General features: G+C 71.1%; 15 protein-coding genes. 7 read left to right on the forward strand and 8 right to left on the reverse strand.

All coding sequences use genetic code 11. The features are described 5' to 3' along the window. Nucleotides 1–18: 18 nt before the first annotated feature. From ACGFZF_RS07710 to ACGFZF_RS07730, 5 genes are all read right to left on the reverse strand, one after another. Nucleotides 19–555, reverse strand: coding sequence for a GNAT family N-acetyltransferase (locus ACGFZF_RS07710; RefSeq protein ID WP_393551895.1), 537 nt, complete (start codon nt 553–555; stop codon nt 19–21). Further along, nucleotides 552–1,538: a hypothetical protein gene (locus ACGFZF_RS07715; RefSeq protein WP_393551897.1), complete on the reverse strand. Its 987-nt coding sequence runs from the start codon at nt 1,536–1,538 to the stop codon at nt 552–554. Before ACGFZF_RS07715 ends, ACGFZF_RS07710 begins: the two co-directional genes overlap by 4 nt. A 119-nt stretch (nt 1,539–1,657) precedes the next feature. Continuing rightward, on the reverse strand, nt 1,658–2,653 hold the full coding sequence (locus ACGFZF_RS07720) for an ABC transporter substrate-binding protein (RefSeq protein WP_393551899.1): 996 nt from the start codon (nt 2,651–2,653) through the stop codon (nt 1,658–1,660). A gap of 28 nt (nt 2,654–2,681) precedes the next feature. After that, nucleotides 2,682–3,344, reverse strand: coding sequence for an ABC transporter permease (locus ACGFZF_RS07725; protein WP_393551901.1), 663 nt, complete (start codon nt 3,342–3,344; stop codon nt 2,682–2,684). A gap of 1 nt (nt 3,345) precedes the next feature. Then, the gene (locus ACGFZF_RS07730; RefSeq protein ID WP_393551903.1) at nt 3,346–4,032 is read right to left on the reverse strand and encodes an ABC transporter permease; all 687 of its coding nucleotides are present in this window, start codon (nt 4,030–4,032) and stop codon (nt 3,346–3,348) included. A gap of 142 nt (nt 4,033–4,174) precedes the next feature. On the opposite strand from ACGFZF_RS07730, the gene ACGFZF_RS07735 reads away from it, so the two are divergent. After that, the gene (locus ACGFZF_RS07735) at nt 4,175–5,317 is read left to right on the forward strand and encodes an ABC transporter ATP-binding protein (protein WP_393551905.1); all 1,143 of its coding nucleotides are present in this window, start codon (nt 4,175–4,177) and stop codon (nt 5,315–5,317) included. On the opposite strand, the gene ACGFZF_RS07740 is transcribed toward ACGFZF_RS07735, so the two are convergent. Then, nucleotides 5,304–6,416, reverse strand: a complete 1,113-nt coding sequence (locus ACGFZF_RS07740; protein ID WP_393551908.1) for an alpha/beta hydrolase — start codon at nt 6,414–6,416, stop codon at nt 5,304–5,306. The genes ACGFZF_RS07735 and ACGFZF_RS07740 overlap by 14 nt on opposite strands. 164 nt (nt 6,417–6,580) lie before the next feature. Here ACGFZF_RS07740 and ACGFZF_RS07745 point away from each other — a divergent pair, with 164 nt between their 5' ends. The 6 genes from ACGFZF_RS07745 to ACGFZF_RS07770 all read left to right on the forward strand — a co-directional run bounded on the left by ACGFZF_RS07745 (nt 6,581) and on the right by ACGFZF_RS07770 (nt 11,509). Continuing rightward, nucleotides 6,581–8,428, forward strand: coding sequence for a phosphatidylglycerol lysyltransferase domain-containing protein (locus tag ACGFZF_RS07745; RefSeq protein WP_393551910.1), 1,848 nt, complete (start codon nt 6,581–6,583; stop codon nt 8,426–8,428). 56 nt (nt 8,429–8,484) lie between these two features. Continuing rightward, nucleotides 8,485–9,345, forward strand: coding sequence for a dihydropteroate synthase (folP, locus tag ACGFZF_RS07750; protein ID WP_393551912.1), 861 nt, complete (start codon nt 8,485–8,487; stop codon nt 9,343–9,345). Further along, nucleotides 9,342–9,800 carry a nuclear transport factor 2 family protein gene (locus ACGFZF_RS07755; protein ID WP_393551914.1) on the forward strand — a complete coding sequence of 153 codons (459 nt, stop codon included), beginning with the start codon at nt 9,342–9,344 and terminating at the stop codon, nt 9,798–9,800. Before folP ends, ACGFZF_RS07755 begins: the two co-directional genes overlap by 4 nt. A gap of 202 nt (nt 9,801–10,002) precedes the next feature. Continuing rightward, nucleotides 10,003–10,362: a dihydroneopterin aldolase gene (gene folB / locus ACGFZF_RS07760; protein WP_147979038.1), complete on the forward strand. Its 360-nt coding sequence runs from the start codon at nt 10,003–10,005 to the stop codon at nt 10,360–10,362. Then, nucleotides 10,359–10,958, forward strand: a complete 600-nt coding sequence (gene folK / locus ACGFZF_RS07765) for a 2-amino-4-hydroxy-6-hydroxymethyldihydropteridine diphosphokinase (protein WP_393551917.1) — start codon at nt 10,359–10,361, stop codon at nt 10,956–10,958. The genes folB and folK overlap by 4 nt, the downstream gene beginning before the upstream one ends. 62 nt (nt 10,959–11,020) lie before the next feature. After that, nucleotides 11,021–11,509 (forward strand): DUF3180 domain-containing protein, encoded by a 489-nt coding sequence (locus ACGFZF_RS07770; RefSeq protein WP_393551919.1) that lies wholly within the window; start codon nt 11,021–11,023, stop codon nt 11,507–11,509. Between the two features lie 15 nt (nt 11,510–11,524). On the opposite strand, the gene ACGFZF_RS07775 is transcribed toward ACGFZF_RS07770, so the two are convergent. Together ACGFZF_RS07775 and folE are read right to left on the reverse strand one after the other, a co-directional pair. Then, a complete protein-coding gene (locus ACGFZF_RS07775; protein ID WP_393551921.1) occupies nt 11,525–12,514 on the reverse strand; it encodes a hypothetical protein in 990 nt (329 codons plus the stop codon). A gap of 72 nt (nt 12,515–12,586) precedes the next feature. Further along, nucleotides 12,587–13,192, reverse strand: a complete 606-nt coding sequence (gene folE, locus ACGFZF_RS07780; protein ID WP_393551923.1) for a GTP cyclohydrolase I FolE — start codon at nt 13,190–13,192, stop codon at nt 12,587–12,589. Nucleotides 13,193–13,270: the final 78 nt, after the last annotated feature.

Below are 13,270 nucleotides of genomic sequence, written 5' to 3' on the forward strand. Positions count from 1 at the left end.
CTCCGCAGGGCGCGGGGGTCAGCCGTGCCGCATGACGACGAAGGGCCGCGGGTCCTTCTCCGGCAGCCTCCGCTCGACCACGCGCCAGCCCCAGCGGACGTAGCGGTCGCGCAGCTCCGGCACGTCGAGGGTCATCAGCAGGCGCGGCGCGGGCGCCCGGTCCAGCAGGGCGTCGTGCAGCGCGCGGCCCAGACCACGGCCCTGGTGGGCGGGTGCGACGACGAGTTCGGCGAGTTCGAAGGCGTCGTCCGCGCCGGACAGGGCGCGGTCGGACCAGCCGGCCGCGAAGCCGGCGAGCGCGCCCCCGGCGCCTTCCGCGCCGGGCGCCCCCGCCCGCGCCCGCGCCCGCGCCGGGAGGGTGCCGCCGTCGAACGCCGCGACGCAGCGGAAGCCCTGCCCTCCGGTCCGGCCGAGGAGCCGTTCCACGATCCGCAGGGCCCCCCGCGGAGGCTCGTGCCACGGTGCGCCGCAGAAGGCCTGGGCGCACAGGGCGATGAGTTCGTCCCGCAGCCCGTGCGCCTCGTCGGCGCCCAGGGCGGCGGTCCGCAGGCTCACGAGTTGACCGCTCCCCGCAGCTCCACCACGTCGATCTGCTCGGTCTCGTCGTGCGCGGTCAGGTCGATGACATGACCGATGGCCCGCTTCTCGCGCGTGCGGGGGGCGGCGTCGGCGAGGGCCTCCTCGCCGACCACGTCCGCGAGGTCGGTGTCCTGGACCGCCTCGATCGCGGCCGTCGCCTTCTGCATGCCGAAGAAGTCGAAGCCGCCCTCGGGGCGCGGGGCGGGCCGGCGGGAGGCGTAGGGGACGATGGCCGCCGCGGCCGGGATCGCCCGTACGGGAGGTACGGCGGCGATCGACGGACGAGCGTGCCGCTCGGTCCCGGCGACCGCCGCGTGCTTCCCCTGCGGCTCCTCCGTCTCCCGGGCGCGCTCCGCCAGATCGCGGCTGCGGGCCGCCTCCGCGGTGCGGCGGGCCTGCTGGGCGGCGGCGTTGCGCGAGAGGCTGCGCAGGGCCTCGGCGGCCTGGCGGTAGGCGGCCGGCGTCGGCGTGGACCCGGCGGCCGGCAGCTCCTTCGCGGGGGAGGACGCCTCCAGGGCGAGCTGACGGCGGCCTTCCAGGGCGCTGGCCCGCTCCGTCTCCGCGGTGGCGTACCGGCGCAGCAGCTCGGCGTGCTCGCCGCGCAGCCCGGCGAGCTCGACCCGCTTGGCGCGCAGCTTCTTGTCGAGCCGGGCGCGCAGTTCGCGCGACTCCTCGATGTCGGACTCGAGCTCGGCTATCCGCTCCTCGGTCTTCCACTCGTCCGCGGTCCGCGCCCGGATCAGCTCGGCGACCTGCCGGCCGGCGCCCCGGTCCCAACTGCGCATCATGACGGCGCCGGTGACCGCGGCGGCCGCCGCGGCCGCGACGAGCAGCCGCAGCGCCACCGGATCCGCGAGCAACCAGGCGCCCGCGGCACACACGGCCGCAGCCCCGGCTACCGCGGAGGGCGGCAGAAGCTTGTGCAGAGGAGGTGAATGGCGGTGGCGTCCACGTGGCATGGCCTGAAATTTACCGTGCGTAGGCGCCGTATGGGGGGTCGGCCCGGCAATCTCTTGGCCACTTCTCGCCGTCGGCCCCGGACCCACCCGGGACCGGGCCGACTCCCCCTGCCGGAACGCTACTTCCCGATCAGCCCCTTCGACTCCAGATAGGCCTTCGCGACGTCCTCCGGCTTCGCCCGCTCCGCGTCCACCTTGCGGTTGAGTTCGGCGAGATCAGCCGTCGTCAGCACCTTGGTGATCTTGTCCAGCGCGGCGGCTATCTCCGGAGATCCGGCATCCTTCGCATTCACGACCGGCAGCACGTTGTCGGCGTTCTGGAGCTTCTTGTCGTCGGCCAGGAAGACGAGCCCGAAGCTCTCGATCGTCGCGTCCGTCGTGGTGGTCAGCACCAGCTGGTCCACCCCGTCCTTGACCGCCTGCTTCGACTGCGGCGTCCCCACACCCTTGGGGTCGATCCCGGCGACGTCGATCCCGTAGACCTTCTTCAGACCCGGCGCGCAGAAAGGCCGGATCTCGCATTCGTCACCCGCCGCGATCTTGACCTTCAGCTTCGCCCGGCCGAGATCCGAAAGCGTCGTCAACTTGTTCTTCTCGGCGAATTCCTTCGACACCGCGAAGGCGTTCTGGTCGACCGCCTCCCCGACCGCCAGCACCTTCAGTCCACGCGGCTCGGCGAGCTTCTTCAGCTCCGCCACCGTGGCAGCCGCGTCACCCGAGGCGACCGGCTTCTCCTCGGGCGCCTTCGCACCGTTCACCTTGGCATTGAGGAATTCCGCGATCGTCGCCGCGTATTCCGGGACGACGTCGATCTCGCCCTTCTCCAACGACGGCTCGTACAGCTCGCGGTTCTTCACCGTCGTGACGCTCGCCGCGTACCCGGCGTCGCCCAGCACCTGCGCGTACAGCTCCGCCAGCACCTTCGACTCGGTGAACGCCGCCGCCCCGACGACCAGCGACCCCTTCTTCCCCGAGTCGCCCGTGCTCCCGCCGGAACCGCCCGCCTTGCCCTCCTCCAGGCTGTCGCCGCCGCACGCGGCGAGCGAGACGGTCAGCGCCGCCACGCCCAGTACCGCACCAGCGATGCGCGAGGTCCTGCTCACGAGATCACCCATTCCATTCGGTTCGTCCATCGGTCCGTCGTCACAGCGTCCTGCGGCCGAGCAGTCGGTCCGCCCCCACCAGCACCGCCTCCACCAGGAGGGCCAGCACGGCCACGAGCAGCGCGCCCGCGACCACCTGAGGGGTGTCGTACGTGTTGAACCCGGCGGTGATGATCCGGCCCAGGCCGCCCTGGCCGACCATCGCCGCGATCGTCGCCGTGGCCACCACCTGCACCGCCGCCGACCGCAGCCCCGTCATCAGCAGCGGACGGGCCAGCGGCAGCTCCACCCGCAGGAACAGCTGCCCGCCCGACATCCCCATCCCCCGCGCGGCCTCCACCACCGCCCGGTCCACCTCCCGGACCCCCACATAGGCGTGGGTCAGCAGGGGCGGCACCGCGAACAGCACCAGCGCGATCACCGTCGGGACATAGCCCGCGTTGCGCAACGGCGACACCATGAACAGCGCCAGCACCGCGAAGACCGGGACCGCCCGCCCCGCGTTGGAGACGTTGATCGCGACCGTGCCGCCCCGGCCCAGATGACCGAGGAACAACCCGAGCGGCAACGCCACCGCACAGGCCAGCGCCAACGACACCCCGCTCACGTACACGTGCTCGCCGAGCCGGTGCCACACCCCGCCCTCACCGGACCAGTTGGCCCCGGTGACCAGCCACTCCCAGGCACCCGTCACGATCCCCATGTCACCCCGCCCCCCGCCCGGCACGGATCCGCGTCCACGGCGTCAGCAACCGCTGAACCCCCAGCAACAGCAGGTCCGCGACCACCGCCAGCACCACGCACAGCACCGAGGCGGCCAGCACCTGCGCCTTGAAGAACGTCGGCAGCGCGTCCTCGATCAGATTGCCGAGCCCCCCACGCCCCACGATCGACCCGACGGTCGTCAACGCGATCGTGGACACCGTCGCCATCCGCAGACCCGCCATCAACGCCGGCAGAGCGAGGGGGAGTTCGACCTCCCACAGCATCCGGCCCGAGCCGTACCCCATACCCCGCGCGGCCTCCCGCGCCTCCGCCGGCACCGCCTGGAGACCGGCCAGGATGTTCCGCACGAGGATCGTCAGCGAATACAGCACGAGACCGGTCACCACCAGCGCCGCCGACAACCCGAAGAACGGCAGCAGCAGCGAGAACATCGCCAGCGACGGAATCGTGTAGAGCAGCGTCGTCAGACCCAGCACCGGCCCCGCCCACCGCGGACGCGCCCGGGCCAGCAGCGCCAGCGGGAAGGCGATCATCAGCCCGATCACCACGGACACCACGGTGATTCCCACATGCTGGAGCGTCGCCTCGGTCAACTCCCCACTGCGGGTGCGCAGATACTCCCCACAGATCCAGTCGTTCGTCACCAGGCAGTTCGCCGCAGCCATGAGCCCTCCCCCCGCCGCCCGCACTCCGAACGTACGTCTGACCCGACCCTAGCCCTCGACGCCGGCCATCACCGAGGACCGCCACAATGCGGCAACACGCCCTTCACACGCCCCCGGCCGTAAGGGGACAGAATGGTGAACCATGATCCGGTTCGAGCACGTCACCAAGCGCTACGCGGACGGCACCACCGCAGTCGACGACCTCTCCTTCGAGGTCGCCGAAGGCGAACTGGTCACGCTCGTCGGCCCGTCCGGCTGCGGCAAGACCACCACCATGAAGATGGTCAACCGGCTCATCGAACCCACCTCGGGCCGCATACTCCTCGACGGCCAGGACATATCCGCCGGCGACCCCGTCCGACTCCGCCGCCGCATCGGCTACGTCATCCAGCAGGTCGGCCTCTTCCCCCACAAGACGGTCCTCGACAACACCGCGACCGTCCCCCACCTCCTCGGCGCCCCCCGGGCCCAGGCCCGCGCCCGCGCCGCCGAACTCCTCGAACTCGTCGGCCTCGACCCGAGGAAGTACGGCCCCCGCTACCCCGAACAACTCTCCGGCGGCCAGCGCCAGCGCGTCGGCGTCGCCCGCGCCCTGGCCGCCGACCCGCCCGTCCTCCTCATGGACGAACCCTTCGGCGCCGTCGACCCCGTCGTCCGCGAACACCTCCAGAACGAGTTCCTGCGCCTGCAGTCCCAGGTCCGCAAGACCGTCCTCCTCGTCACCCACGACCTGGAGGAAGCCGTCCGCCTCGGCGACCGCATCGCCGTCTACGGACACGGCACCATCGAACAGCTCGACACCCCCGCCACCGTCCTCGGCGCCCCCGCCACCCCCTACGTCGCCGACTTCGTCGGCGCCGACCGCGACCTCAAGAGGCTCTCCGTCACCGCCCTCCGCCGCGACGACCTCGAAGAAGCCCCCACCCTGCGCCCCGGCCCCACCGCCGGCACACCCGACGCCCCCTGGGGAGTCGTCCTCGACGCCGACGGCCGGCCCACCGGCCGCTTCCACGCCGACGACCCCGGCCGCACCCACCCCGCGCCCCCACCCGTCCCGCTCGGCGCCTCCCTCAAGGACGCCCTCGCCGCCCTCCTCCAGGACGACACCGGCTGGCTCCCCGTCACCGACCCCGCCGACGGCGGACGGTACGCCGGCGTCCTCACCCCCGCCGCCGTCCACCGCGCCCTGCGCCGCGCCCGCCCCGGCACCACCGACGACCGGCCCAGCACCACCGGCGGACCCACCGCGACGGACACCACCGGGGACACCCTCAGTTCGCGCTGAGCCGCCCGCTCATCCACACCAGACCCGGCGGGATCTCCCGGTTCCACGTGTTGAAGTTGTGGCCGCCGCTCTCCAGCGTGATCGAGGAGACCCGCGCCGGACTCCGCACCTTCGCGATGAACTCCCGCGTCCCCTTCAGATTCCCCTCACCCTGCTTCGACGTCGTCACCAGGAACGACGACCGCCCCTGCTTCACGTGATCCAGACTCCACAGCAGATCGGCCCGCCGGCGCGCCGCCCCGTCCCCATGGAACAGATCACCCGTCGTCACGTCCTCCGCCGCCCGGTAGTACGCCGAGAAACCCGCACCCGCGGCGAACCGGTCCGGATGGTGCAACGCGATCTTCAACGCGCAGTACCCGCCGGTCGAGTTCCCCATGAACCCCCAGTTCCGCGGCTTCGTCCCCACCCGGTACGTCTCCGACACCGCCTTCGGCAGATCCTCCGCGAAGAACGTCTCCGTCTGCGGACCGCCCGGCACGTCCACACACTCCGTGTCCCGCGGCGGCGCCACCGTCGGACGCAGCATCACCAACACCATCGGCTGCATCCGCCCCTCCTTCACCTGCTGGAAGGCCGTCCGCGGATACCGCAACCCCTTCAACAGGTTCTCCGCCGTACCCGGATACCCCGTCAGCACCACCGCGGCCGGGAACGTGCTCCGCGCGTACCGCGGCTGGAAGTACTCCGGCGGCAGATACACGTACGCGGGAGAGTCGATCCTCGACTTCTCACCCGCTATCACCACCTTCTGTATCTGCCCGCCCACCGACGGCCGGTCCCCACCCGGAACATCCACCGGCTGCGTCCCCAGAACCTTGACGTCCCTGGAGCCGGCCGAGTGATCCACCACCACACCCAGATCCTGCTCCTGCCCGAAAAGATCCGCCCAGGAGCCGTAGAACAGGAACGAATTGTTCGCCGCCAGACCGACCGAGGCGAACAGCGCCACCTGCGTCGCGACCAGCAGACCGACCCTCCCCAGCACCGCCCGCCCCCCGCCACCGGCCAGCCGCGGCCACAGCCACACCGTGGCGGCGAACAGCGCGACGGCCAGCACGACCGCAAGCGCCAGGACAACGTTGCTGGTGAGACCCATGAGTCCTTCGAGCTTCTTCCGTGAGAATTTCCTGTGCGTGAATGAACCCACCGCCCCACCGCGCCGTCCTAGAAGGCGCAATACCCTCCGGCAGGCCCGCCGCACGACCGCCCGGCCCGCCGGATCCAAGAATCCTCGCGAAACCACGGGAAGCACGGGAAGCGATGTCTGTCACGGTAGATGGGGACAAATCAGGATCGGTTCCGGTTCGCGTACGCCGGATTCTCCGCGGACCACGCCCCGAGAAGGTCCCCACCCTCGTCGGAACGGCCTGCACGCTCATCGGCCTCATCGACATCGCCGCAGGCGTCTTCCCCCGCTTCCGCGCCAGCCGCATGCACGCCGTCGCCGAAGTCCTCCCCGGCACCCTCGGCCCCCTCTCCGCCGCACTCTCCCTCAGCGCCGGAGTCCTGCTCCTCCTCCTCGCCCACGGCCTCAAGCGACACAAGCGCCGCGCCTGGCGAGCCGCCGTCGTCCTCCTCCCCCTCGGCGCCGCCGCCCAGTTCGTCTGGCGCCACTCCGTCCTCGGCGCCCTGCTCTCCCTCACACTCCTCGCACTCCTGCTGCGCCACCGGAGTGAATTCGCCGCCCTCCCCGACCCCCGAAGCCGCTGGCGCGCCCTCGCCAACTTCGTCCTCATGGGAGCCGGCTCCCTCGCCCTCGGCCTCGTCATCGTCAGCGCCCACCCCCGCCGCATCATCGGCAACCCCAGCCTCACCGACCGCCTCGAACACGTCCTCTACGGACTCCTCGGCATCGAAGGCCCCATCGGCTACACCGGCGACGTCGACTGGACCGTCGGCTACTCCCTCGGCGCCCTCGGCATGCTCACCGCCCTCACCACCATCTACCTGACCTTCCGCCCCGAGCACCCCGCCGCCCGCCTCACCGAACACGACGAGACCCGCCTCCGCGCCCTCCTCGACAAACACGGCGCCCGCGACTCCCTCGGCCACTTCGCCCTCCGCCGCGACAAGGGCGTCGTCTTCTCCCCCAGCGGCAAGGCCGCCGTCTGCTACCGCGTCGTCTCCGGCGTCATGCTCGCCAGCGGCGACCCCATCGGCGACGTCGAAGCCTGGCCCGGCGCCATCGAACGCTTCATGGACGAGGCCAAAGCCCACTCCTGGACCCCCGCCGTCATGGGCTGCTCCGAGACCGGCGGCGAGGTCTGGACCCGCGAGACCGGCCTCGACGCCCTCGAACTCGGCGACGAAGCCATCGTCGACGTCCCCGACTTCTCCCTCACCGGCCGCGCCATGCGCAACGTCCGCCAAATGGTCAAGCGCATCGAACGCAACGGCTACACCACCAAAGTCCGCCGCGTCCGCGACCTCACCGACAGCGAACTCGCACACATCCGGCAAGCCGCGGCCGACTGGCGCGGCACCGACACCGAACGCGGCTTCTCCATGGCCCTCGGCCGCATCGGCGACCCCGGCGACGGAGACGCCGTCATAGCCACCGCCCACAAGAACGACCCCGACCAGCCCGCCGACCCCCACTCCCCCTACGGCGACCTCAAAGCCATCATCCACTTCGTCCCCTGGGGCACCGACGGCATGTCGCTCGAACTCATGCGCCGCGACCGCAGCGCCGACCCCGGCATGAACGAGCTCCTCATCGTCGCCGCCCTCCAGGAATCCCCCCGCCTCGGCATCACCCGCGTCTCCCTCAACTTCGCCATGTTCCGCTCCGCCCTCGCCCGCGGCGAGAAGATCGGCGCCGGCCCCGTCCTCCGCGTCTGGCGCGGACTCCTCGTCTTCCTCTCCCGCTGGTTCCAGATCGAGTCCCTCTACAAGTTCAACGCCAAGTTCCGCCCCCGCTGGGAACCCCGCTTCGTCGTCTACCGCAAGAGCGGCGACCTCCCCCGCATCGGCCTCGCCGCCATGCAGGCCGAAGGCTTCGTGAACTTCCGCGTCCCCCGCCCCTTCACCCGCCGCACCACCCCCACCGCCCGCCCCTGCCCCCACATCGTCGGCTCCCCCACCGGCCACGAAGCCCGCGCCGCCTGAGCGACAGGGCCTGATCGGCAGAGCATGACCGGCAGGACACCCCCTAGGCTGGACGCATGAGTACGTTGAGCGGACGGGGCACACCCCGAGGCCTGCCGGAGTGGGACCGCTGCGCGGTCATGGGCGTCGTCAACGTGACGCCGGACTCCTTCTCCGACGGCGGACGCTGGTTCGACACCACCGCCGCCGTCAAACACGGCCTCCACCTCGCCGCCGAAGGAGCCGACCTCGTCGACGTCGGCGGCGAATCCACCCGCCCCGGCGCCACCCGCGTCGACGAGGAAGAAGAACTCCGCCGCGTCGTCCCCGTCGTCCGCGGCCTCGCCGCCGAAGGCATCACCGTCTCCGTCGACACCATGCGCGCCTCCGTCGCCCACGCCGCCGTCACCGCCGGCGCCACCCTCGTCAACGACGTCAGCGGCGGCCTCGCCGACCCCGGCATGATCCCCGCCGTCGCCGCCGCCGAAGTCCCCTTCGTCGTCATGCACTGGCGCGGCTTCAGCCAGGACATGAACAACCTCGCCGTCTACGACGACGTCGTCACCGAAGTCGTCACCGAACTCCGCACCCGCATGGAAGCCGTCATCGACGGCGGCATCGACCCCGACCGGATCGTCCTCGACCCCGGCCTCGGCTTCGCCAAACTCGCCCCCCACGACCTCGCCCTCGTCGCCCACCTCCCCCGACTCCGCGCACTCGGCCGCCCCCTCCTCGTCGCCGCCTCCCGCAAACGCTTCCTCGGCCACGTCCTCACCCGCGAAGGCGCCGGCCCACCCCCCGCCCGCGAACGCGACGCCGCCACCGCCGCCGTCTCCGCCATCGCCGCCCACGAAGGCGCCTGGGCCGTCCGCGTCCACGAAGTCAGAGCCACCGCCGACGCCGTCCGAGTCGCCAGAGCCGTCGAAGGAGCCGCGTGACCCACACGGCCGACACCGAAGCCGTCCAAGCCGCCAACACCGCCTTCTACGAGGCCATGGAACGCGGCGACTTCGAAGAGATCTCCACCCTCTGGCTCGACGACGGAGCCACCCCCATCAGCTGCGTCCACCCCGGCTGGCCCGTCCTCACCGGCCGCGGCGAAGTACTCCGCTCCTACGCCCTGATCATGGCGAACACCGAGTACATCCAGTTCTTCCTCACCGACGTCAAGACGTCCCTCACCACCGACGTGGCCGTCGTCACCTGCACCGAGAACATCCTCAGCGGCGGCCCCGCCGAGGACGGCGCCGAACTCGGACCCCTCGTCGGCCAGCTCGTCGTCGCCACCAACGTGTTCCGCCGCACACCCGACGGCTGGAAGATCTGGTCCCACCACGGCTCCCCCGTCCTCGCCGAATCAGACGACGAAGACGACGAAGAACCAGGCACCTGACGCAATCCTGCGCCGTTCGAGTGGCCCGGGGGATTGGAATCCGGCCCCCGGGGTAGGGGCCGCACCCAGCCAGTGTGCCCCTCACCTCCCGCCCCCACGGGCAAGAGCTGTCGGCGCTCGCAGGTAGATTCGAAGGAGGACACCCGGCCGTCCGCACCCGGCTGCGTGGCCCCCGGAACTACGACAGCAGGAGGAACCCCCCGTGGATCGTGTCGCGCTGCGCGGCCTCAAGGCCCGAGGACACCACGGCGTCTTCCCCAAGGAGCGCGAGGAGGGCCAGACCTTCATCGTGGACCTGACCCTCGGCCTCGACACCCGCCCCGCGGCCGCCGACGACGACCTGACCAAGACCGTCCACTACGGCGTCGTCGCCGAAGAGGTCGTCGACGTGGTCCAGGGCGAACCGGTGGACCTCATCGAGACCCTCGCCGAACGCATCGCCCAGCAATGCCTCAAGCACCCCGGCGTCCAGGAGGTCGAAGTCGTCGTCCACAAGCCCGACGCCCCCATCACGGTCCCCTTCGACGACGTGACCGTCACCATCACCCGGAGCCGAGTATGAAAGCCACGCACAGCGATCCCACCGTGCAGCCCGTACCGGCGTCCGTCGTCGCAGCCGTCGACGCCGCCGACACCACCCTCTCCAACCCCAAATGGGCCGTCATCGCCCTCGGCTCCAACCTCGGCAACCGCCTCGAAACCCTCCAGGGCGCCATCGACGCCCTCGAAGACACCCCCGGCGTCCGCGTCAAGGCCGTCTCCCCCGTCTACGAGACCGAGCCCTGGGGCGTCGACCCCGGCAGCCAGCCCTCCTACCTCAACGCCGTCGCCCTCGTGAAGACGACCCTGCCGCCCTCCTCCCTCCTGGAGCGCGCCCACGCCGTCGAAGAGGCCTTCCACCGCGTCCGCGAAGAGCGCTGGGGCGCCCGCACCATCGACGTCGACATCGTCGCCTACGCCGACGTCGTCTCCGACGACCCGGTCCTCACCCTCCCCCACCCCCGCGCCCACCAGCGCGCCTTCGTCCTCGCCCCCTGGCACGACGTCGACCCCGAGGCCCGCATCCCCGGACACGGCACCGTCGGCGAACTCCTCGCCTCCCTCGGCCACGACGGCGTCATGCCACGCACCGACCTGGAACTCCGTCTGCCCGAGTAGTCGTTAGTCTCGTCAGAGATCGACTACAGCCCCGACGACTCCGACCCCCCGAAGGACACCCGGTGAAACAACTGCGGCTCAAGGTTCTCGCCGGACTGTTCATCGTGGCCGGAGTCCTCTCCTGGGGCGGCGCCCGGCTGTGGGACGCCGTCGGCACCCTGCCGAGCGTCCCCCTGGCCGCGCCCATCGTGCTCGCCGCCATCGCCGCCGTCCTCACCGCGACCGCCCTCTCCATCCGCGTCCGCCTCAAGGCCCAGCGCGAGCGCCGCCCGGACGCCAAGGGCGTGGAACCGCTGATGGCGGCCCGCGCGGTGGTCTTCGGCCAGGCCAGCGCCCTCGTCGCCGCCCTCGTCGCCGGCATGTACGGCGGCGTCGGCGTCTTCCTCCTCGGCTCCCTGGACGTCCCCGCCCGCCGGGACCAGGCCATCTACGCCGGCCTTGCCGTCCTGGCCGGCGCCGCGGTCATCGCGGCGGCCCTCTTCCTGGAGCGCGTCTGCAAGCTCCCGGAGGACGAGAACAACGGCAAGAACGGCTCGGCGCCGGTCACCTGACCGGCCCCGGCCGGCCTACCGGGGCTCGCGCACGAGGTGCCCGTTCACCAGGAACGTGGGATACGGCGCGAGCCGGTAGCCGTAGAAGGTGAACGGCTTGGTCCCTGCGGCGGGCCGGGGACGCACGTCGCGCACCGTGACCCAGGAGGACTCCGGTGGATCGGTGCGGTGGTACTCGGGCACGAAGGTGCCCCGGCTCTCCCAGCGGTCCGACACGCAGAGCTGCGAGGCCGGCACCTTCCTCGACGGGGTGAACCGCGCTCCGACGATCTGCGCCAACTCGGTCAGGAACGGCACGTTGGCGCTCGTGACCACCCGGCCCGGCCAATGCCTGATGGGGCAGCCGTCACCGTCGACGTAACCGTCGAGGAATCCCCGGAACGTCTCGATGTCCCTCAGCACCACCCTCGGAAAGCGCTGCCGCATGTGGTGGGCGTCGCCCGCATAGTGCCGCAGGGCGTCGGCGAGGTAGGACGAGACCACTCGTACCCGGAAGCCGGGAGCATCCCGTTCCAGATACCCGGACGGCCGGCTCACCGGCTCCAGACGCGCGGGCAGCCCGGTACAGGCGGTCAGTGCGGCCGCGTACCGGGAAGCGAACCATTCCTCGTTCACGACCAGCGACACGTAGTTCCGGCCGACGGTCCCGTCCGCGCAGGTCGCGCCGACGAAGTAGCCGAAGTCGTACCCCGGCCCGATCCGGAGCCGCTCCCTGCGCAGCTTCCGCGCCGGGGTCCACGCGACCGTCGCCCCGGCGGCCTCGCCCGCCTGCGTCCAGCCGTCCGGCGTCGCCAGCAGCAGATCCGGACTGGCGACGAAGGTCATGTGGTCGGTGACCACTTCGACGGCCTCGCGGGCCTTGGCCGCGGTCACCTCCGAGACGACGGTGTGCACCGTCCGGTCGCCGTCCAGCGTCCACAGGACCTGGCCCGGAACGACCGTCCTGGCCTGGGCGCACCCCTCCACCAGGTTCACCAGCATCTTGCTGGAAAGCCCGTATCCCATGAAAAAAACCTCCCCGGTCGGTGATCGAGTCACTGACCGGGGAGGTTATGAACCCATACGGGATATCCGCGACTAACGTGCCACTATCAGGGACATGGCCTCGGCTCGCGTAGTAGCGTCACGCAGTTGGCCACGTACCGCGGAGGTCGTCGTCTTCGCGCCCGGCTTGCGGATGCCGCGGACGGACATGCACATGTGCTCGGCCTCGATCACGACGATCGCCCCCCGCGCCTCAAGGATTCGCATGAGTGAATCCGCGATTTGCGTAGTGAGCCGCTCCTGCACCTGCGGGCGCCGAGCGAAGACATCCACGAGTCGCGCAAGCTTGGAGAGACCTGTGATTTTCCCGGAATCCGCCGGGATGTAGCCCACGTGGGCCACTCCATGGAACGGGAGAAGATGATGTTCACAGAAGCTAACCAACTCGATGTCCTTCACCAGGACCATCTCGTCGTGGCCCAGGTCGAACGTCGTCGTCAGGACATCCTCCGGGTCCTGCCGCATCCCCGCCAGGAGCTCCCTGTACGCGCGTGCAACCCGCGCCGGCGTCTCCCTCAGCCCCTCGCGGTCAGGGTTCTCTCCGACCGCGATGAGGAGCTCGCGCACGGCGTTCTCGGCGCGCTTCTCGTCGAACTCGCCGATCGTGCTCTCGCCGTCCAGCGTCACCGGGTCGGTCATCTGTGCCTCGTTCCGTCTGCCCTGAGTACGCGAAATGCCGCGCCCCCACAGGCTAAAACCTGGGGGGCGCGGCATCCA

Source organism: Streptomyces sp. NPDC048338, assembly GCF_043201055.1.
Classification (GTDB): domain Bacteria; phylum Actinomycetota; class Actinomycetes; order Streptomycetales; family Streptomycetaceae; genus Streptomyces.